The following is a 19568-nucleotide window of genomic DNA, read 5'->3' as shown; positions in this document are numbered from 1 at the left end:
TTGTGCTGGCGACCATAGCAAGAGTGAACCACCTGATCCCTTCCCGAACTCAGAAGTGAAACCTCTTAGCGCTGATGGTAGTGTGGGGTTACCCATGTGAGAGTAAGTCATCGCCAGCTCATTATTCGAAAATCCCCCTCCGCCAAGGCAGAGGGGGATTTTTTTAGGCCCGGGAATTTAGATAAGATATTTAACATATCTATATCTCAAAGTTGATCAGATTCTTCTGAGACAGAGAATTCCTGTTAATTTGTTTGACCTATTGGGATCTCTGTAAAACTAGCGCTATAAGAGTTTACAAGCTGATCTTATAAACCTTACAAAATAAAAAACCAGCGAATCGCTGGTTTTTTATTGCAGACTATTTTAGCTGAATATATATATCATGGCTGAGATTAATAGGTTGTAGGTATACTTTCATGGTAAAAACTTTAATGGACACAATTAGCGATTACTATTTACCAAATATTAAATAAAATAGCCTAAGTATGGTTAAATTAATTCTCTTTATTCAGTCATTAGAGAGAGTCTTTTAGCATTTTTTTATGCTGTTTTACTTGGTTGGCATAACGTTTACCTTGTTTACGCATTTTACGATTATTTTCATAACCTGACGGACCTACATTATAATAGGCAAGCGCTTTCTTCCAGTCACCGGATGATTGATTATATTTAGAAAGAATATATGTACCACATTGGATATTACTGCTTTCATTGTATAAATCACCTGGGCAGGTTTGTTGCCAATATCTTGGAATCACTTGCATCAAGCCTACCGCACCTGCTGGCGAAGTTGCTTGGCTACGATAAGTAGATTCCTGATGAATCACAGCCGCCACTAGGAGCGGATCTACACCTTGATTTTGTGCATGTTGAACAATTAAAGGTGAAACACGATTAGCTGTACTGGATGGGGTGGAGTAAGCAGTTTGAATGCCTTTAGATAATTTAGCTGCGCGCTTTTCTACCGAGCCTCCGCCCAAAGATGAGCAACCCGCAAAAAGAAAAGTGCTCAATAAAATAGAAGAAAATTTAAAAGAATGAGAATTAAATAGTGAACGTTTAGATTTAATTGGATTTAATAGATGAGAAAAAAACAAACTGTGAATTCCATGCCTGAATAAACGTATTTCGATGTTAGGCAGCCTATATACAAGAGTCAAGCTCGCTGCTGATGAAAGCACTTTATTAATGTACAAACTTTATCTATCTACTAAAAAATCTCTAAGTTGAAAGGTTTTTTAGCATCCAGATTTCACAGGCTTCACTATGTCCGGTATTGCCTTCAGGGTGATCAAGGTGCTGAAAACCTAATTTTTCATAGAGTTTCACCGCTTGCCAAAGCGCTTTAGTTGTTTCTAGATAGACTGACTTAATCTGATGAGTCTGTGCAAATTCAAAGGATAATTCTAAAATTTTTTTGGCAAAACCTTGCTGACGAATTTCAGGTAAAAAGTACATTTTCTGAATTTCTAAAATAGTTGCATTACCTTTTAATGGCGCAATTCCACCACCACCGTAAATTTTATTTTGTTGATCCACAATAACCCAGTAAGCTGATTCCGGTTGCTGATAAACTTGATATAGCTCATCTAGAATAGAATCGCCTACCGCGAAACCAGATTCTGCTGCCAGTCCAAACTCTTGGGACACAGAACGGATAATGCTTGCAATTTGAGTATTATCTTCAGGCTGAATAGGACGAATAGAGTACATATAGAACTGATTTTATTTTGAAAAAACGATGAATTTTTATAACCTTAAATCCTTAAAAAATCCATCGTTTAATTAACTCAGGTAAGTTTAATTCGCTATTTAATGAGCAATCACTATTTTAATTCGCTCGATGATTTTTCTAGTTCCCGACGGGCAATAATCAGTTGCTGAATTTGCTGGGTGCCTTCAAAAATATCCAGAATCTTGGAATCACGCGCCCATTTTTCTAAAAGTTCAGTTTCGTTATAACCAGTGGCTGCCGCAAGTTCGACACATTTTAAGGTAATTTCATTACCGATCCGACCGGCCTTGGCTTTGGCAATAGATGCTTCACGTGAATTTGGTTTGTGATTATCGGCCATCCAGGCGGCTTTCAGCATCAGCAAGCGTGCTGCTTCCCATTCAGCTTCCATACGATAGATTTGTGCTGCGATATTAGAGCTTTGTAAATACGGTGTGGCATAAGTGGAGTCCAGCTGATCCTTAAAAATCTCCTTGATGCGTTCCAGCGAGGCTTTCGCACAACCACTCGCCATGGCGGCGACCAGCGGACGAGTATTATCAAAGGTTTCCATCACGCCAGCAAAGCCTTTAGCAACATCGATTTCTGCATGGCCGAGCAAGTTTGCAGCAGGTACTGGACAGTTGATAAAGCTGATCGTGGCAGTATCGGATGATTTAATTCCTAGTTTATGTTCCAGTCGTTCAACCTTCATTCCTGGTGTGCCTTTGGCCACCACAAATGATTTAATGGCTGATCGTCCCAGTTTTTTATCCAGAGTGGCCCAAACGACAACCGCATCAGCACGCTCTCCGGATGTTACAAAAATCTTCTCACCATTCAGAATATAGTCATCACCGTCTTTAGTCGCAGTGGTACGAATCGCAGCGGAATCTGAACCGCAACCTGACTCAGTAATGGCCATGGCCGCCCAAGTTCCATGAAAATGGTGCAATTGCTACTCATTGGCAACGGCTGCAATGGCTGAATTTCCTAATCCTTGGCGTGGCATCGAGAGTAATAAGCCAGTATCGCCATAACACATTTCAATAATGCTCAGGGCAGTGGACATATTAATGCCATTTTTATTGCTGTTGTCTGCATCGCCACGTTTATTGACTGCTGCACCAGCATTCATGCCTTCACTACCTTGGTTCATGCCATCGACAACAGAAGCGAGCATGTCTAGCTCTATCGGATAAGCATGTTCAGCCTTGTCATATTTACGTGAAATCGGACGCAAAACATTGAGGGCAACTTCATGTGCTTGATCAATCAAAAGCTTGAATTTTTTTGGAGTTTGTAGATTCATTATTGTTCTTCTTTATGTTTTGATCAGGCATGCAAGCCAGAATGGAGAATGGCAGTGGCTCTTGTATCTTGATTGATATAGTGATTAGCTACCACTATACGCAAATTGTAGAGTTTGGAGTGCTGCTAAAATCTTAAATTTGAACCTGAGATAAAACCTACAATTTGCCCTTATCCCTCATACAACTCTGAACGGTAACTAAGCACTTTGATGCTGTATTCACAAGGTAAGATGATGGTTAATGGGATAAAAATCATAGCTTAAACTCAAGGAATATCACCATGATTATGCTAGGTATTGATGTCAGTAAAACCAAAATAGATTGTTGCATTTTCCCTCAAGGTTTGACTGGAAAAAGAAAAAATAAAATATTTACTAATACAGAAAGTGGCTTTGGCAGTCTGCTCAAATGGCTCATCACTCTTAAAATTGAACCTGATCAAGTGACAGCAATCATGGAAGCGACTTCGGTTTATCATGAGAATTTGGGATATTATCTATATGATGCAGGTGTAAAGGTTTGTGTGGCTAATCCTTCACGAGTAAGAGCCTTTGCCAAAGGCATGTCCATGCTAAATAAAACGGATAAAGCTGATAGTGAAGCTCTTTCACGTTATGGGTACACCGCAAAGTTAATCATATGGCAGCCTGAACCTGAAAATGTCAGATTATTAAAAGCTTGACTAGGCAGACGAGATGTCTATCTAGGTAGTCTATTGCAGGAAAAGAATCGACTTGAAAAGGCGCAGTCCACTCATACCTCCGTTGTTGTGATTAAATTACTTGAAGAGAATATTGAGTATTTAAATCAGCAACTTGAACATATTGATAAGTTAATAAATAATCACATAGGTCAAGATCCAACATTGAAACAGGATTTGAAATTACTGCAAACTATTCCTTCAATCGGTGAACGATCAGGCTTATTACTGTTGGGGTTATTTCATTCGCACAAGTTTGAAAAAGCAAGTCAAGCTGCTGCATATGTAGGTTTGGTTCCAGTACATCAGTTGTCTGGCAGTTCAGTCAACAAGCAAAGTCACTTATCAAAAGCAGGTGACAGTAAAATACGCTCAGTATTGTATATGTCAGCATTAACAGCGATTAAATATAATCCACACATTGAAGCTTTATATCAACGATTATTAAGCCAGGGTAAAAATAAAATGTGTGCTTTAGGTGCTGCAATGCGCAAGCTTATACATCTGTGTTATGGCGTTTTAAAACATCAGACTGCCTATCAAAGAGATTATTTATTGGTCGAATAATCTCAAAACCTGATTGACTACCAAGACGGTATCTCAGGTCTCTATACCAGCGTTCTACCGGATGTTCTTTGGTGAAACCATGACCACCCAAAATCTGTACACCATCGGTGCCTATTTTCATGGATTTTTCTGCGCAGAGCAGACGCGCTATATAAGCCTCACGATGGAAAGCTTGACCGGATTCAGCCAGACTGGCGGCATTCAAGATCAACATTTGCATCGCATCAATTTCAATGGCCATATCGGCAATCATAAAGGCGACACTCTGACGATGGGAAATCGGTTCACCAAAAGCGATACGTTCATTGGCATATTGCACACAGTATTTTTTGACTGCTTCACAGGTGCCCACCGCCATCGCACACCACATCAAATTGCCCAAATCTACGAATGCACGATAATCAAAATCTTCATCACCCAGACGATATGCCGGAGTATTTTCAAATTTTAGCGTGACTGTTTCAGTGGCCTTTAAACCCATAGCCGGCGATTTTTTCGCAGTGATGGTACTGTCGCGTTGCACCACAAAGACCTCAGCTCTGCCATCCAGATCAGCACTGACCAGATACAGATCGGCACTTTCTCCCAAGAGCACTAAGGTCTTTTCACCCAGAATTAGATAATGTCCCTGATGTGCAACAGCCTTGGTTTTAAGTTGCTCCGGGTTAAACGCTGCTGTTTTTTCCTGTACTGCAAAGGTGGCCTTTAACTCAGGATTCTCTGCGAAAGCACCCAGATATTCTGCCTGAATCTGCTCTGAGCCCCAGCGGGTAATGGCGTTAATGACACTAAAAGTCGAAAGTAAGCCAGCCGTCAGACTGAAATCACCCTGAGCTAAATGTTGAGCGATTAAAATATTACTGACGATATTCTGTTCTGATGCAACGCCCCCCAATGCTTCAGGCAGGGCATAGAAATTCAAACCTAAATCAGTGCTATATTGCCAGAGTTCATGGGGAAATAATTCATGCTGATCTGCATTATGCGCTAAGGGATAAAGCACCTCTTGGGCAAATTGCTGCATGGCATTACAGGTCATTTGCTGTTCTTCAGTCAGATTCAGATCAAATAAGGATTTGGACTGATGGGGCAAACGCTGTTTTTCAATCTTCTGGCCAGATTTTAGGATTTTCTGGATTTGACTCAGTGTTTTAAATCCTGCTTTTGAACTTTGATAAAGTGATTTTTCTACAAATTTACGCAGTTTTAATTGATCTAATACTTCGCTACCCGCGATTTTTGTCAGTAGGGACAAGCCAAATCCTTGGGCTTTATTCACCATATTATTCATTCTGATTATCCTAAAGGTGTTGTCACGTTATTTTTTAATACTGACATGCACTCAGAGATAAAACCATGTCATCCCTAACATGAATGATTGACAATTTTTAGGTTTTTTGGATTGAAGAAAGGGATGAATAAATCAATGAAAATTAAAAGAAAGATAAAAAAATAAAAAATCAAATATGTCTAGAAATTGACCCGAATTACAAAATCATCCGGGTCTTTTTGATGCAGGTTTTATTTTAAGAGAGATGATGTTTAATCATGGCACGCACATTGGTTTTGGCATCAATCACGGTCATAAAAGTATAGGCACCGATAAATTTACGACTAATAAACATAAATTCTTTAGGTGGAACACTGAAATAACGTGAAGCCATTGATCTCGACGCCTGTTGCATCACACGACTATGCAGCTGGCTTTTTTTCCAGTCATAACGGTTATGTTCATCCATGATGCCAGCTGGCAATTCTTGATTATTTAGCGGTGAACTAAACGCTTCGGTGGCCAGTAAAAAGACTTTGGCCATATCCGGTTTGATGCTTTGTGGAATCGAATCAAAAAATTCATAACCAGTCATCGCTTTGATCATCATATCCGAGTCATGATGATAGCCTGCTTGAATCAGATTACGTGCAACACTCAGCAGATGCTGGTCAAACTGACGGATCGCGCCAAAGTCGAGCAGAATGATCTTGTCGTGCACATCTGCGCCATTGCCGAGACGAACCAGATAATTACCAAAGTTCGGATCGGTTTGCATCTCGCCCCATTCGAAGATTTCACGCACTGCAATTTCTAGAGAGGCTTCACCTAGCTGGTTGCGGCGTTCTTGGGGTAAGGACAACATCACTGGGCTGTTGATCGGCACACCGCGTTCAAAAGTCATGCACAGCACACGATCTGAGCAATATTCATTAATAATGGTTGGGACGATATAGCGAGGATCATCTTTTAAACGGGCAGCAAAACGACGCGTGGTATCTGCTTCAATCTGATAATTTACTTCACGATGCATCATTTCACGGACTTCATCGAACCATTGGTCGAATTCGCGAGTCTGTGGCACGATGCGGGTCAATTTCAGCATGTTTTTAAATAGGCTCATATCCGAATCAATGGCTTCTGCCACACCCGGATACTGAATTTTTAACACCAGTTCCATGCCGTCAGATTTTCGGGTAGCGCGATGTACCTGTGCCAAAGAAGCTGTGCCCAAAGGTTCATGATCAATGGTGAGATCGTCGAGTTTAGAGCCGAGTTGTTGCTGTAACTGGGTCTTGATGGCTGGCCATGCCAATGCTACCGTCTGATTGTTCAGAGTATTGAGGGCCTGAGTGACTTCTTCTGGCAGAAAATGCTCACCGTACAGCGCCATCATCTGGCCAATTTTAACGATAGACCCTTTCAGCTTGCCAATTTCTGCTACCAGATAATCGGCCTGTTCTTTCATGGCTTTTTTACGTTTTTTTTCTTTTTCTTCTTCGCTTGAGAACATGGAGCTTGCACTAGAAGCCGCCCAACGCGTGCCTGCCAGCAAGGATGCCTTTGCGATCGATAAGCGTCGATCCATAGAGGAGGTTTTCAGTTGTTTAAGCTTATCGTTCTGATCTGACATGTAAACTCAATCCTTTCATCATCAGCATGAAGCAGAATAAATCATTGTAAGGGATAGTAGCGTTTCTGCACGTATTAAAAAAGTTTAAGCCGCTGAATTTATAGTAAAAGCTAGGCAAGCTTTCATTTATTCACCAGTTTGTATCAGTTTAGACAGGGCATTATGCCATTTGAAATTGGATTTTTAATTCAGATCGTTGTTGTAACTGTTGTTTATTTGTTTGAATATGTTGATGAATCAGGCACTGTACGCTGTCATGCATGAAGCCCAAAGCATAGCCTTTTACAATCACAATACTTGGCAAGCCAAAAAACAGATATTTAGCATCGTCCAATGTCGCATCGGTAAATACGCCATGTTGCACTAAGGTCGACTGCAAAAATACCTTTTCTTGCTGCACCTGACTGGAGGCTTGATCATTCCAGTAATTCTGGCGCATCGCCATAAGATTATTGTGCTTATAGCTCATAGATCTGGGCTCGTTTGAAGATTGAATGCGGATTATATGTGGGTCATGGGCCAATTTTCAATTGTGCAACTGTTTAATCTTTTAGTCCGAGAAAGACATAGGATTTTTGTCCGGACTGCGTTAATATCAGTGGATAATTTAAACAATATTGATTGTTAAACATTTATTGGGATTGTACCGGTTTCGGTCAAGGGGAAGTTATGCGTCTTGCATGGTTTTTAGTTGCAATTTTTGCGGGTACTGCGGTTCAGACACAAGCTGCTGTTGGGTATTCTAAGGAATATACACAGTGCATGAATTTTAGTTATGGTAATACACCCAAAGCGGAAAAATGCTTGGAAAAAGAGCTGAAAGTTCATAATAAACGTTTGAAGAAAAACTATAAAACTTATTTTAAATTGAATCCGAATCAGACTGCAGTTATCCGCAGTCAGCATGTATTGTGGGAGCGTAAACTGTCCCAGCAATGTAACTTTAGAATGTCAGGAAAATATGCTAAGCAGCAACAGGGTCAATGTATGCTGGCTTTGATCATGGATCAGGCCAATCTTTATCAATCCCGCTCTTATGCGTCCGGGTTCCGATAAGTCATTATAGCATTAGCATGCAAATTTAACAGAAATACCTCTGAATAAAGTAAACATTTATCTGCATAATCACTCACAAAAACAGGAGTTTTATAATTTTTGTAGGCGTAGAGAATTCGTGTTTTTCATACTTTTAGCATTATAAAAGCAGGCAAAACAAGGTATCATAAGGCGTTTAAAAAAATGACCTTGGAGACGCCTTAAGTGGATCGACCGACTATTAGCCCTGAACATATGCAGGAAGCCGCTGAAAATTTAACCACCATTCGTGATTTTATTCGTTTTGGTGTGACAGCATTACGTCAATACGATGCACATTTGGGCCAAGGCACAGAAGATTATTTTGCTGAAAGTTCAGCGCTAGTGCTGCAAACCCTGTCACTAGAGTGGAAAGCGGACGCTGAAATTTTAGATGCCAAATTATTGCCAAGTGAAAAAGCCGAATTTTTAAGTCTGCTGGAACGCCGTATTAATGAAAAAGTACCGACTTCATATTTATTGAACCTGGCTTACTTCGACGGCAAACCCTACTATGTCGATGAGCGTGTGCTGATTCCACGTTCACCGATTGCTGAACTGATTCAGAACCGTTTTGCCCCGTATTTCCTGGGTGAACATGGTCAAATGGGTGAAGCGGTTAATAACTTGCCGGAAAACCCGAATCCGAAGATACCACAACGCATTCTAGATATGTGTACCGGTTCCGGCTGTATCGCAATTGCCTTGGCTTATGCTTTCCCTGAAGCGGAAGTAGATGCGACTGATATTTCGAAAGAAGCCTTGGAAGTTGCGCAAATCAATACTGAGCATCATGACAAGCAATATCAGATCGCTTTGCTTGAATCAGATCTGTTTGAAAAAATTCCAGCTGAAAACCAATACGATTTAATCGTATCTAATCCGCCGTATGTCGATGCGGAAGATATGGCTGATTTGCCTGAGGAATTCCATCATGAGCCTGAGCTTGCACTTGCTGCAGGTCAGGACGGTCTGGATCTGGTGCGTAAAATGCTGGCTCAAGCAGCAGATTATCTGACTGAGAATGGCCTGATCGTGATCGAAGTGGGTAACTCAGAATGGGCGATGCGCCAAAACTTTAATTCGGTTGATTTCTACTGGTTACAATTCCAGAAAGGTGGTACGGGTATCTTTGCATTGACTGCAGAGCAATGTCGTACCTACCGTGATTTATTCATACAGTCTATTCAAGCATAAGGAGTCGTTTGACATGGCAGGTAATAGTATAGGGCAACTGTTCCGTGTAACGACTTGTGGTGAATCTCACGGTGTTGGTCTGATGGCGATCATCGATGGGGTTCCACCCGGCATTGAGCTGACTGAAGCTGATTTGCAAAAGGATCTGGACCGCCGTAAGCCGGGTACATCGAAATTTGCAACCCAACGTAAAGAACCCGATGAAGTAGAAATTATTTCCGGTGTGTTTGAGGGTAAAACCACCGGTACTTCAATTGGTTTGTTAATTCGTAATACGGATCAAAAATCGAAAGACTACGGCAATATTGCGCAGACATTCCGACCGGGTCATGCCGACTATACCTATACCCAAAAGTATGGTTTCCGTGATTACCGTGGTGGAGGCCGTTCAAGTGCGCGTGAAACGGCAATGCGTGTTGCTGCGGGTGCAATTGCCAAGAAATTCCTTTTCGAGAAATTTGGCATTGAGATTCGTGGTCATGTAACCCAGATTGGTACTGAAAAAGCAGAGAAACTGGACTGGAACGAAGTTCCAAACAATCCGTTTTTCTGTGGCGATGTGGATGCAGTACCGCGTTTTGAAGCGCTAGTGACGTCTTTGCGTGAGCAAGGTACCAGTTGTGGCGCTAAACTGGAGATCATTGCATCTAAAGTGCCAGTCGGTTGGGGCGAGCCAGTCTTTGATCGTCTGGATGCTGATATTGCGCATGCCATGATGTCGATTAATGCCGTTAAAGGTGTAGAAATCGGTGATGGTTTTGGCGTTGCTGAACAGTTTGGTCATGAAAGCCGTGATGAACTCACCACAGAAGGCTTCCTGGCCAATCATGCTGGTGGTATTCTAGGCGGTATTTCTAGCGGTCAGGACATTCGTGTTGCGATTGCGTTGAAGCCGACTGCATCTATCACCACGCCGGGTAAAACCATCAATATTGAGCGTGAAGATACTGATGTGTTGACCAAAGGCCGTCATGATCCTTGTGTGGGTGTGCGTGCAACCCCGATTGCTGAAGCGATGCTGGCGATAGTACTCATGGATCATTTCATGCGTCACCGTGCGCAAAATGCCGATGTAGTTGCGCCATTTGCACCGATTGAACCTAAATAATTTGCTTTAACTTTAAAGTGAAATTGTTTTAAAGTCAGACTCCGGTCTGACTTTTTTTATTTATAAAATGAATCACTATAAAAATATACGATTGGCAAGCAAAGCTGATATTCAGCAACTTACCATACTAATTAATACAGCTTATCGTACTCGGGGTGGATGGACCACAGAAGAAGGAATGATCCAGGGTGATCGTATTCAAGAACAACAGTTATATGAATTGCTCAATTCAGCAGATTTTCAGCTGTTTGTGTTGGAAATTGAAAATAAGCTTCTTGGTTGTATTGGCGTGAGCTTAGGGCAGCAAGTAGCAGAGATTGGAAGCTTTGCTGTTGCACCTGCTGAGCAAAACTCGGGTTATGGCAAGCAATTATTGGACTTTGCCGAATCCCATATTTTCGAAATATTTAAGAAGAACGTGATTCAGATGTCAGTGTTAAATGTTCGTACTGAACTGTTGGCATATTATCAGCGCCATGGCTATCAGCTGACTGAAAAGATTGAAGCATATCCACTGGGTCAAAAGCTCGGAGAACCTTTGATTCCGTTACATTTACTGATTTTAGAAAAAATCATCAGATCAATATGATTAGTTGGTGAAAATTCAAGTTTTTTGCTACTTAAATTGAGTGGTGAAAAAGCTCATCAATATGCTAAGTTTTCTGTTCAGTCTAAGCGGCTTAAGATTAGGCAGAAAACAGACCAGGATGTCACATGCTGCATATTATTTTAACTTCTTTATTTCCCCTCATCGGACTGATCAGCTTTGGTTATCTGCTTAAGCGTAGGCAATGGTTGAGTGATGATTTTTGGCGAGGCGCTGAAAAGTTAAATTATTATGCATTGTTTCCGGTAATGCTGTTTTTAAATCTGGCCACTGCCAAGATTCAAATGAATGTCATTCAGGATGTAGTACTGGTCGTATTTAGCATCATGGCTGTGGTCAGTATTGCGCTGTATATCTTGCGCCAAATTTACCGAATTTCCTATGCGCGTTTCGGCGTCTATGTTCAAGGTTTACTGCGCTTTAATACCTATATTGGCCTTGCTGCTGTCAGCGCCTTATTTCAGCAGCAGGGTATGACTATTTTCGCTGTGATCATGGTGCTGTGTATTCCTTTGGTGAATATCTTGTCAGTGCTGGCATTTACCCGTAGCCACGATATGCAGCTGAAAAAAATCGTTCTGGATTTGTCTAAAAATCCATTAATTTTAGGCTGTATAGTGGGCGGTTTATTTAATCTTTCCGGTTTGTCACTCTGGACTGGAACAGAGCAGTTCCTTAAACAGATTGCACTGTGCATTTTGCCGCTCGGTTTGATGTGTGTGGGAGCAGCCTTACAGTTTCAGGGTTTTCAGCGTGATGTATTGCCACTCAGCCTGATAACCTTTGGTCGCCTGTTCGGAATGCCGCTGATTGCATTTTTAGTGTGTAAAATTTTCCAGATTGATGCATTAACTACTCAGGTATTGGTCTTGTTCTTTGCACTTCCTACCGCCTCAGCTTCGTATGTCTTAACCCGGGTGTATGGTGGCGATAGTGAGTTAATGGCTAGTATTATCAGTGTACAAACAGTGGTCGCAGCAGGAAGCTTAGTACTGATGCTTTCTTGGATTATCTAAAATTCTAGAATAAATGATAAAATTCTAAATTTTGCTTTGGATGACATATACTTTGAATTATTAAAATAGCCTAAGCAAATGTTGAGTTCTATTTAAGCGCCAAAATTAAATAAGTTCTGGAATTTTATAAAGGATAGAACTTGCTCATTTTACTTAGGACAGCAAAATCTAAAAATTTGATATCTAGGCAATATCCTCCATCACCCATGTATGCTCTTAATTAAAAAGAATCACAGATAAATTCACGTGAATTAACATAAATAAAAACTATGTTTTTCCTAAAAATGGTATATAAATTGCTCATGATAATAAAACATTATTGCAGGAGAGAAATGCTTCTGCATTCGCCGAAGGAGCAAGTTCCCAGGAAACTCTCAGGCAAAAGGACTGTGATAATGGATAAAAACTCTGGAGAGAAGTGTTCAATCACTCACCGAAGGGGAAGGTGGCCGCATTGATGTGCAATGTATCTACCGAAGCTCTCAGGTACACATGACAGATGGGAAAAGACATCAATATAATCAAGGAGGTGTCTATGCGTCATGTCGTGGTGATTGGGGCCGGTATTACCGGAGTAACCACAGCTTATGAGCTGGCACAATCAGGCTATCAAGTGACTGTGGTTGATCGGCATCTTTATCCGGCAATGGAAACATCCTTTGCCAATGGCGGCCAGCTTTCTGCCTGTAATGCCGAAGTATGGAACCAGAAAGCCACGGTACTCAAAGGCATCAAATGGATGTCACAAAAAACCGCACCACTTTTGCTCAATCCTTCTTTCAGTGTGCATAAATACAGCTGGCTCATGGAATTTCTGGGCAATATCAAACATTATGAAGCCAATACCCGAGAGACTGTACGGCTGGCTTTACTGGCAAGAGCACGCTTATTTGAAATTGCCGAAACAGAAAATATTGATTTCAATTTAGAAAAACGTGGAATTTTACATTTTTATCATAACAAGACAGATTATGATGTTGCGATCAAAGTCAATGATCTGTTGTGTAGCGGTGGTCTGGAGCGCAATGCCATTTCCAATGCAGAAATCAAGCAGATCGAACCTGCATTAACTGGCGATTATTATGCAGGATTTTACTGTCAGAGCGATGCCACCGGGGATATTCATAAATTTAGTACCGGTTTGGCCAAAGCCTGTATGCAAAAAGGCGTGAAATTTGAGTTTGGTCAAGATGTTTTTGTTGTTGATCATCAGGCTCAGAATATTCGGGTTAAATGCAAACCTAGTACTGAAAATGTCCATTCCTCTTCAGAGGATGTTCTGGAAATTAATGCAGATGCCATTGTGGTCTGTGCAGGGGTTGGCAGCTATCAATTGGCTGAAATACTCGGTGAACGAGTCAATGTCTATCCAGTCAAAGGCTACTCGATTACCGTGCAACTGAATGATGAGCAGAGCCAGAACAACGCACCTTGGGTCAGTCTGCTAGATGAAAGTGCGAAAATTGTCTTGTCACGCCTAGGCAAGGATCGTTTGCGTGTTGCAGGAACAGCCGAGTTTAATGGCTATAACCGGGATATTCGTGCTGACCGAATTCAACCTTTAATTGACTGGACCAATCGTAATTTTGACCTGTGTACTGAGCATGTTGTTCCGTGGGCAGGCTTACGCCCCATGATGCCAAATATGATGCCTGTGGTACGCCGTGGCAAACATGAGCGGGTCTTTTACAATACCGGACATGGTCATCTGGGCTGGACTTTATCAGCTGCAACGGCTGCGATGATTAGTCAGGAAATTGCGCAATACTATCCAGCTTAAATTGATAGCCCGCTTGCGGGCTATTTTTTACATCAAAGATATCATTTTATATAACAATAAATTTTAATATTTTTAAATTAAATCAATCATATAGTCGATAAATACCGGTAAAGCGTTCACAGCCTTTCTGCTGGCTACTGACCGCTAAAATGGCTTTACTATAGTTAAACTCATAGCGGCAGTCATTTTCATTATCGGTGATCTGGTTTTTTGTCTCAGGCGTGGTATAGGCTAAAAAAGGAACGGTCTGCTTCTCGGTCCGGTTATTTGGATTACGATATGCCAGGCCTTCAATCTTGATCCGGTCTTTGGTCAGTTGATGAATCTTGAGATGTACAGGCTGCTTGGCGATTTGTCCCTGTTCAAACTTAATATAATGCTGGGTCAGACTTTGATTCAGTGAAATATAGACATTTAAATCATCTAAACGCCATTCAAACTGCTGTTTAAAACAGTCCAGGGTTTTACATTGTTGTAAACGGCTCGCCCATAATTGTTGGCTATCTTGCAATAAGCGCACAGGTGCATCAGTAATCAGAAAAGCAGTAAAGTATTGGTCCGTGAGTTTTTCACGAGATTCAGCCAGCGATGCTGAGCAGACTTTATTCATGGCAGCCGCTTTTTGGCTGTCGTCGTTACAGTTCATTGTGATCGCCGAGCTACCTGTAGAAATCATCCCCAGACCGAGCATCAGGCCAATTATTTTCAACATATTTATATCAGTTTTCAGTAGCATGATCGCTTATACTTTCACTGTGTTACGCTTGGTCTAACTATAGCGAAATAGAAAGCAAGTGTACAAGATTTCAATGGGCTATTTCTAAAGGATGTATAAGGTGATCGCACAAATTCGTATTGGCCAGGGGCTGGATGTGCATGCATTTGAAGAAGGTGATTTTGTCACTCTGGCAGGCATTCAAATTCCGCATACTCACAGTTTGAAAGCACATTCGGATGGTGATGTAGTGCTGCATGCACTCTGTGATGCTTTGTTGGGTGCTTTGGCGCTGGGAGATATTGGCCAGCATTTCCCCGATACAGATCCTGAGTTTAAAGGTGCTGATAGCCGGGTACTACTCAAGCATGTTTATCAGCTAATTCTGGATCGTGGTTATCACCTGAATAATGCCGATATTACCGTGGCCTGTGAACGTCCAAAACTGGCTAAACACAATCTGGCGATGCGTCAAAGTATTGGAGATGTCTTGGATGTTGATGTGACTCAAATCAGTATCAAAGCCACCACCACTGAACAGTTAGGTTTTACCGGTCGTCAGGAAGGAATTATGTCCATGGCAACCGTGCTATTGAGCCACAGCAAATAAAATCAGGCAAAATAATTCGGATTAATCAAGGAAAGTTCCAGTTCCTGAGTTGCTTTACGGCCTTGTAGCTGTAGAGCAACCGCATGCATTAAACCGGTCCAGGTTTCATTCGGTTCCCAGATCTGATGCAAGTGTTCTTGTGCTGTAGGCAGATCCATATCCATATAGTATTGACGATATAAATACATCAGACAGCTGACATGGTAGTTTTGCGAACAATGTACCCAGACCATTTGCTCTTTTACCAGATGATCGATCAGGTCCAGTACCAGCAGGCATTGATTGTCTGAAGGGGTTTCCCAGGAAATCGGAACCTGAATATAGTTCAGTCCCAGCTCAAGGCAAATTTTATCTTCATGCGGCAGATACTGTTCGCTATCGGTCAGCGCCACATTGATGACAGTAGATACACCGTATTCTTTCATCAGCTGTAATTGGGTAGTGGTCGGTTGACCGGAGCTAAACAGATGTTCGTGTATGAACTGAAAATTCTCAATCTGGCTTAATGCCGTTTCAATATCATTCATCAGATAAATTTTCCTTGTTCTAGAAATGCAAACGCCATCTTAGCGATGGCGTTGGTCAGATCATTTAACGATTAGGTAAAATGTCTTTCAATGCCTCATGCATGTCGAGTAAAACTTCTTCAGTCGTTTCCCAGTCGATACAGCCATCCGTAACGGATTGACCGTATTCCATATCATTCAGGTTCGCCGGAATGTCCTGACGACCACCCTTAAGATGACTTTCTACCATAATACCAACAATTGACTTGTTTCCATCAAGAATTTGTTCGGAAATGTTTTTAAGTACAAGTGGTTGCAGGTACGGGTCTTTGTTAGAGTTGGCGTGGCTGGCATCAATCATGATCTTGGTGCTGACTTTGGCCTTGGCTAGAGCAGCTTCTGCATCGGCAACCGAGCCTGCATCGTAGTTCGGTTTGCCATTACCGCCACGCAGTACCACGTGAGCATAAGGATTGCCTGAAGTGCGAATCACAGCCACCTGACCCTGATCATTCAGACCGAGGAAGCTGTGACCATGTTTCACAGATTGCATCGCATTGGTCGCGACCGTTAAACCGCCGTCAGTACCATTTTTAAAGCCGACTGGTGAAGAAAGACCAGAAGACATTTCACGATGGGTCTGGCTTTCTGTGGTACGTGCACCAATCGCTGACCATGAAATCAGGTCTTGGTAATACTGTGGCGAGTTTGGATCAAGTGCTTCAGTGGCACATGGCAAGCCCATTTCATTCAGTTCAAGTAATAGCTTGCGACCGATACGCAGACCTTTTTCAATATTGAATGAATCATTCATATCCGGGTCATTGATCAGGCCTTTCCAGCCTACGGTAGTACGTGGTTTTTCAAAATAAACCCGCATCACGATGTATAAGCTGTCTTTAACTTTTTCGCTCAGTACTTTTAAGCGTTCAGCATATTCATGCGCCGCCGCCGGATCATGGATAGAACAAGGGCCAATTACAACGAACAGGCGTTTGTCTTCACCATCCAGAATTTTACGAATCGTTTCACGACCATGCAGTACGGTTTGATAAGCAGTTTCAGTCAACGGTAACTCTGCTTTAAGCTCAGCAGGGGTTACAAGAGGAATCATGCTGTGGATATTCACGTCATCAATATCTGATGCTGAAATAGGATTTGACTGTTGTGTATTCATTGCCGTCACTGGTTCGATCATACAAAAGGTTGTTTAATAGCCCGAATATAACATGAATGATGCGTCACTTTGTTATAAAAAAGATGAATACTTCTTTGAAAAAAAAGTGATGAATCGGATAGTTAACTTAAACGGACGGGGAATTTTGATTCACAATTATCATTGCTGTTTCAGCAGGTTGAGCCGGTTTTGATTTCACAGGATTAATCATGAAATTCACGCCCAGCGCAAATAGGGTAATACCTAAAATTTTGCGGATCAGTTTTTCCGGCATACGTGAGCTGAGTAAAGTGCCGACAATAATCGCCGGAATAGACCCCACCAATAACCACATGAGCAGCATGAAATCGACGTTGCCTGAAGACATATGACCTAGACCTGCGACCAGTGTCAGTAATACCGCGTGCACCACGTCAGAGCCAATAATACGAATCATCGGCAGATTCGGGAACATCACTACAAGTGCCATGATACCAAATGCACCGGCACCCACTGAAGATAGCGTGACAAATATGCCCAAGATAATGCCCATGATGATGATAGCAACGCGCTTTTCTTTGGCTTGCAGCTTCACTTTTTCCAGATCTTGGGTCATATCCGGTAGTTCTTGTTTTCTGTATTTATTAAAAAGATTTTCGATCTGGGTGCGAAACAGAATGGATAAGCCGGTAATAGTCAGCATAAAGCCCAAGACCATGGTCAGGACGGCTTTGTAATGTGTCGATTGGCTCAGATAGTTCTCGAGTACCCAATGCGTTGCAAAAGATGCGGGAATACTGCCAACGGCCAGCCAGATCACAATCGGCCAGACAATATTCATTTTCTTGGCATGTACGAACGAGCCACAGAATTTTGAAATCGCGGCATAGAGCAGGTCAGTACCAATCGCGATATGTGGTTCAATCCGGAATAAACTGATAAGAATTGGCGTCATTAATGAACCACCACCCACACCGGTGACACCTACACAAAAACCTACCAGAACGCCTGCTAAAATAAATTCAATCGGACCAAACATGCATATATGCCAAAATCAAAAAACGAGCATATCTTATGACTTTTGGATATAAGTCGTTGTCTTGATTATTGATTTACTTATGCATAAAAAAGATAAAGCTAGGTGAAGAATATTAGGTGATCTTTTATGTTTATTTACTGGGTTATGTATAAAGTGCGAATATGATGATTGATTTTAACTGCCCGATTTAACCCGTTTCTATCTAATTTAATGTAGCTGTAAATGTCGATTTAATTCTTGTTATGCAAGCTCCCTCATCGACTAAGTCATTCTAAACGGCGAGTTTCTTAAAATTAGAAGATGCTTAAGCTTCTTCCGGAATAGCCACAGGATTATGTTAGAATCCCGATTCAATAAATTTCCATGCGGATTTGAGAGGAAACCCACTTGCTAAATCGAAAACTTAAAATTGGAATCGTGGTCGGTGAAGTCTCTGGAGATACGCTTGGCGCAAAATTGATTCGCCGTTTTAGTGAGCAAGGCATTGATGCTGAATTTGAAGGTATCGGTGGGCCACAAATGATCGCTGAAGGCTTTAAAAGCTATTATCCGATGGATATTTTATCGGTGATGGGCATTGTAGAAGTTTTAAAAGATATTAAAAAACTGTTTGCTGTGCGGGATGGTCTGGTGGAAACCTGGACTAAAGATCCGGTCGATATTTTTATCGGGATTGATGCGCCTGATTTTAACCTGCGTTTGTCAAAAACCATTAAACAAAAACAGTTACCGATTAAAACCGTGCAATACGTCAGTCCTTCGGTCTGGGCATGGCGTCAAGGCCGTATACATGGCATTAAAGCCAGTATTGATCTGGTGCTGTGCCTGTTTCCATTTGAAAAAGCGTTCTTTAAAAAATGGGATGTTCCTGCAGCTTTTGTCGGACATCCGCTCGCTAGCCAATTGCCGCTTGAAAATCCAATTCTGGAGGCTCAGACAGAATTAGGCCTCGATCCACATCAGAAATATATTGCATTATTACCGGGAAGCCGCCGTGGCGAGATTGAGCGTTTGGGACCTTTGGTTCTGGATGCAGCTAATATTCTGCATCACAAATATCCGGATTATACCTTTCTGATTCCTGCGATTAATGATGCACGCAAGCAGCAAATCGAAAGTTTACTGGCCACTTATCCTGAGAGCTTAAAAACCCAAATTCGCTTGATGGAAAATACCAGCGCTGAATCCAAAATTGGCCGTCAGGTCATGAATGCATCCAATATTATTGCACTGGCGTCTGGAACTGCAACGCTTGAAGCGATGTTGCTGCACCGTCCGATGGTGACTTTTTATAAATTGCACTGGCTGACCTATCGAATTGCCAAATTACTGGTAAAAATCCCATATTTTTCATTACCAAATATAATTGCTGGCAAAAAAGTGATTCAAGAACTCATCCAATCCGCTGCTACACCTGAAAATCTGGCAGCTGAAATTGAAAAACTGATGGATATTGAAGCAGCGCAGATTCAGGTTATGCAGCATATCACCATGCACAAGCAGCTACTTTCTGGCAATAGCGAAGATCCGGTCACAGCAGTATTGGCATTAGTCCAGTAA

At 41.7% G+C, this 19568-nt stretch carries 16 protein-coding genes, 1 rRNA gene, 3 pseudogenes and 1 riboswitch; of the genes and pseudogenes, 10 read left to right on the top strand and 10 right to left on the bottom strand.

The annotated features are described in order from the left end of the window. The first annotated feature begins 4 nt into the window (after positions 1-4). Positions 5-119: ribosomal RNA gene (gene rrf / locus FTV42_RS08450) — 5S ribosomal RNA — on the top strand. A 399-nt stretch (positions 120-518) separates the two neighbouring features. On the opposite strand, the gene FTV42_RS08445 is transcribed toward rrf, so the two are convergent. The 3 genes and pseudogenes from FTV42_RS08445 to FTV42_RS08435 form a co-directional block, all read right to left on the bottom strand. Then, positions 519-1100, bottom strand: a complete 582-nt coding sequence (locus FTV42_RS08445; RefSeq protein ID WP_086044746.1) for a lytic transglycosylase domain-containing protein — start codon at positions 1098-1100, stop codon at positions 519-521. Positions 1101-1224: 124 nt separating this feature from the next. Next, positions 1225-1716: a GNAT family N-acetyltransferase gene (locus tag FTV42_RS08440; RefSeq protein WP_180038479.1), complete on the bottom strand. Its 492-nt coding sequence runs from the start codon at positions 1714-1716 to the stop codon at positions 1225-1227. Between the two features lie 113 nt (positions 1717-1829). After that, a pseudogene (locus FTV42_RS08435) lies at positions 1830-3029 on the bottom strand (acyl-CoA dehydrogenase family protein). A 281-nt stretch (positions 3030-3310) separates the two neighbouring features. Between FTV42_RS08435 and FTV42_RS08430 the strand changes: the two are divergent. After that, positions 3311-4297 (top strand): annotated as a pseudogene (locus FTV42_RS08430) (IS110 family transposase). A 7-nt stretch (positions 4298-4304) separates the two neighbouring features. On the opposite strand, the pseudogene FTV42_RS08425 reads toward FTV42_RS08430, so the two are convergent. The 3 genes and pseudogenes from FTV42_RS08425 to FTV42_RS08415 form a co-directional block, all read right to left on the bottom strand. After that, positions 4305-5579, bottom strand: a pseudogene (locus FTV42_RS08425) (acyl-CoA dehydrogenase family protein); the annotation flags it as partial. 244 nt (positions 5580-5823) lie between these two features. Further along, positions 5824-7200: an AarF/ABC1/UbiB kinase family protein gene (locus FTV42_RS08420; protein ID WP_180038478.1), complete on the bottom strand. Its 1377-nt coding sequence runs from the start codon at positions 7198-7200 to the stop codon at positions 5824-5826. A gap of 160 nt (positions 7201-7360) precedes the next feature. Further along, positions 7361-7669: a hypothetical protein gene (locus tag FTV42_RS08415; protein WP_180038477.1), complete on the bottom strand. Its 309-nt coding sequence runs from the start codon at positions 7667-7669 to the stop codon at positions 7361-7363. A 200-nt stretch (positions 7670-7869) separates the two neighbouring features. On the opposite strand from FTV42_RS08415, the gene FTV42_RS08410 reads away from it, so the two are divergent. The 6 genes from FTV42_RS08410 (at position 7870) to FTV42_RS08385 (ending at position 13982) form a co-directional block, all read left to right on the top strand. Further along, positions 7870-8256, top strand: coding sequence for a DUF1311 domain-containing protein (locus FTV42_RS08410; RefSeq protein WP_180038476.1), 387 nt, complete (start codon positions 7870-7872; stop codon positions 8254-8256). A gap of 204 nt (positions 8257-8460) precedes the next feature. Continuing rightward, positions 8461-9471, top strand: coding sequence for a 50S ribosomal protein L3 N(5)-glutamine methyltransferase (gene prmB, locus FTV42_RS08405; protein ID WP_005100101.1), 1011 nt, complete (start codon positions 8461-8463; stop codon positions 9469-9471). Between the two features lie 13 nt (positions 9472-9484). Continuing rightward, the gene (gene aroC / locus FTV42_RS08400; RefSeq protein ID WP_004280471.1) at positions 9485-10579 is read left to right on the top strand and encodes a chorismate synthase; all 1095 of its coding nucleotides are present in this window, start codon (positions 9485-9487) and stop codon (positions 10577-10579) included. Between the two features lie 67 nt (positions 10580-10646). Beyond that, positions 10647-11168: a GNAT family N-acetyltransferase gene (locus FTV42_RS08395; RefSeq protein WP_005246131.1), complete on the top strand. Its 522-nt coding sequence runs from the start codon at positions 10647-10649 to the stop codon at positions 11166-11168. Positions 11169-11293: 125 nt separating this feature from the next. Next, positions 11294-12202 (top strand): AEC family transporter, encoded by a 909-nt coding sequence (locus FTV42_RS08390; RefSeq protein WP_180038475.1) that lies wholly within the window; start codon positions 11294-11296, stop codon positions 12200-12202. A gap of 312 nt (positions 12203-12514) precedes the next feature. Next, positions 12515-12602: riboswitch (glycine riboswitch) on the top strand. Between the two features lie 135 nt (positions 12603-12737). Then, a complete protein-coding gene (locus FTV42_RS08385) occupies positions 12738-13982 on the top strand; it encodes a D-amino acid dehydrogenase (RefSeq protein ID WP_180038474.1) in 1245 nt (414 codons plus the stop codon). 82 nt (positions 13983-14064) lie between these two features. On the opposite strand, the gene FTV42_RS08380 is transcribed toward FTV42_RS08385, so the two are convergent. Then, complete coding sequence (locus FTV42_RS08380; protein WP_180038473.1) at positions 14065-14718, bottom strand: hypothetical protein; 654 nt, start codon at positions 14716-14718, stop codon at positions 14065-14067. Between the two features lie 100 nt (positions 14719-14818). Here FTV42_RS08380 and ispF point away from each other — a divergent pair, with 100 nt between their 5' ends. Further along, entirely contained in the window at positions 14819-15307 is a 489-nt protein-coding gene (ispF, locus tag FTV42_RS08375; protein WP_180038472.1) for a 2-C-methyl-D-erythritol 2,4-cyclodiphosphate synthase, read from the top strand. A 2-nt stretch (positions 15308-15309) separates the two neighbouring features. On the opposite strand, the gene FTV42_RS08370 is transcribed toward ispF, so the two are convergent. The 3 genes from FTV42_RS08370 to FTV42_RS08360 all read right to left on the bottom strand — a co-directional run bounded on the left by FTV42_RS08370 (position 15310) and on the right by FTV42_RS08360 (position 18008). After that, positions 15310-15834 (bottom strand): protein tyrosine phosphatase family protein, encoded by a 525-nt coding sequence (locus FTV42_RS08370; RefSeq protein WP_004280464.1) that lies wholly within the window; start codon positions 15832-15834, stop codon positions 15310-15312. A 64-nt stretch (positions 15835-15898) separates the two neighbouring features. After that, complete coding sequence (locus FTV42_RS08365; protein WP_180038471.1) at positions 15899-16990, bottom strand: 3-deoxy-7-phosphoheptulonate synthase; 1092 nt, start codon at positions 16988-16990, stop codon at positions 15899-15901. 127 nt (positions 16991-17117) lie between these two features. Beyond that, complete coding sequence (locus FTV42_RS08360) at positions 17118-18008, bottom strand: sulfite exporter TauE/SafE family protein (RefSeq protein ID WP_004280461.1); 891 nt, start codon at positions 18006-18008, stop codon at positions 17118-17120. Positions 18009-18395: 387 nt separating this feature from the next. Here FTV42_RS08360 and lpxB point away from each other — a divergent pair, with 387 nt between their 5' ends. Further along, entirely contained in the window at positions 18396-19568 is a 1173-nt protein-coding gene (gene lpxB, locus FTV42_RS08355; protein ID WP_180038470.1) for a lipid-A-disaccharide synthase, read from the top strand.

The sequence above is a fragment of the Acinetobacter sp. YH16052 genome (assembly GCF_013417155.1).
Lineage (GTDB): Bacteria > Pseudomonadota > Gammaproteobacteria > Pseudomonadales > Moraxellaceae > Acinetobacter.
Note: the sequence above shows the minus strand (reverse complement) of the source record. Positions and strands in the feature narration are given on the sequence as shown.

What these genes read in the sequence shown, in the direction of transcription:
- FTV42_RS08410 (WP_180038476.1), top strand. Translation starts at nt 7,870, where the DNA reads ATGCGTCTTGCATGGTTTTTAGTTGCAATTTTTGCGGGTACTGCGGTT.
- FTV42_RS08390 (WP_180038475.1), top strand. Translation starts at nt 11,294, where the DNA reads ATGCTGCATATTATTTTAACTTCTTTATTTCCCCTCATCGGACTGATC.
- FTV42_RS08420 (WP_180038478.1), bottom strand. Translation starts at nt 7,200, where the DNA reads ATGTCAGATCAGAACGATAAGCTTAAACAACTGAAAACCTCCTCTATG.
- FTV42_RS08385 (WP_180038474.1), top strand. Translation starts at nt 12,738, where the DNA reads ATGCGTCATGTCGTGGTGATTGGGGCCGGTATTACCGGAGTAACCACA.
- FTV42_RS08365 (WP_180038471.1), bottom strand. Translation starts at nt 16,990, where the DNA reads ATGAATACACAACAGTCAAATCCTATTTCAGCATCAGATATTGATGAC.
- FTV42_RS08370 (WP_004280464.1), bottom strand. Translation starts at nt 15,834, where the DNA reads ATGAATGATATTGAAACGGCATTAAGCCAGATTGAGAATTTTCAGTTC.
- FTV42_RS08380 (WP_180038473.1), bottom strand. Translation starts at nt 14,718, where the DNA reads ATGCTACTGAAAACTGATATAAATATGTTGAAAATAATTGGCCTGATG.
- FTV42_RS08415 (WP_180038477.1), bottom strand. Translation starts at nt 7,669, where the DNA reads ATGAGCTATAAGCACAATAATCTTATGGCGATGCGCCAGAATTACTGG.
- FTV42_RS08360 (WP_004280461.1), bottom strand. Translation starts at nt 18,008, where the DNA reads ATGTTTGGTCCGATTGAATTTATTTTAGCAGGCGTTCTGGTAGGTTTT.
- aroC (WP_004280471.1), top strand. Translation starts at nt 9,485, where the DNA reads ATGGCAGGTAATAGTATAGGGCAACTGTTCCGTGTAACGACTTGTGGT.
- FTV42_RS08395 (WP_005246131.1), top strand. Translation starts at nt 10,647, where the DNA reads ATGAATCACTATAAAAATATACGATTGGCAAGCAAAGCTGATATTCAG.
- FTV42_RS08440 (WP_180038479.1), bottom strand. Translation starts at nt 1,716, where the DNA reads ATGTACTCTATTCGTCCTATTCAGCCTGAAGATAATACTCAAATTGCA.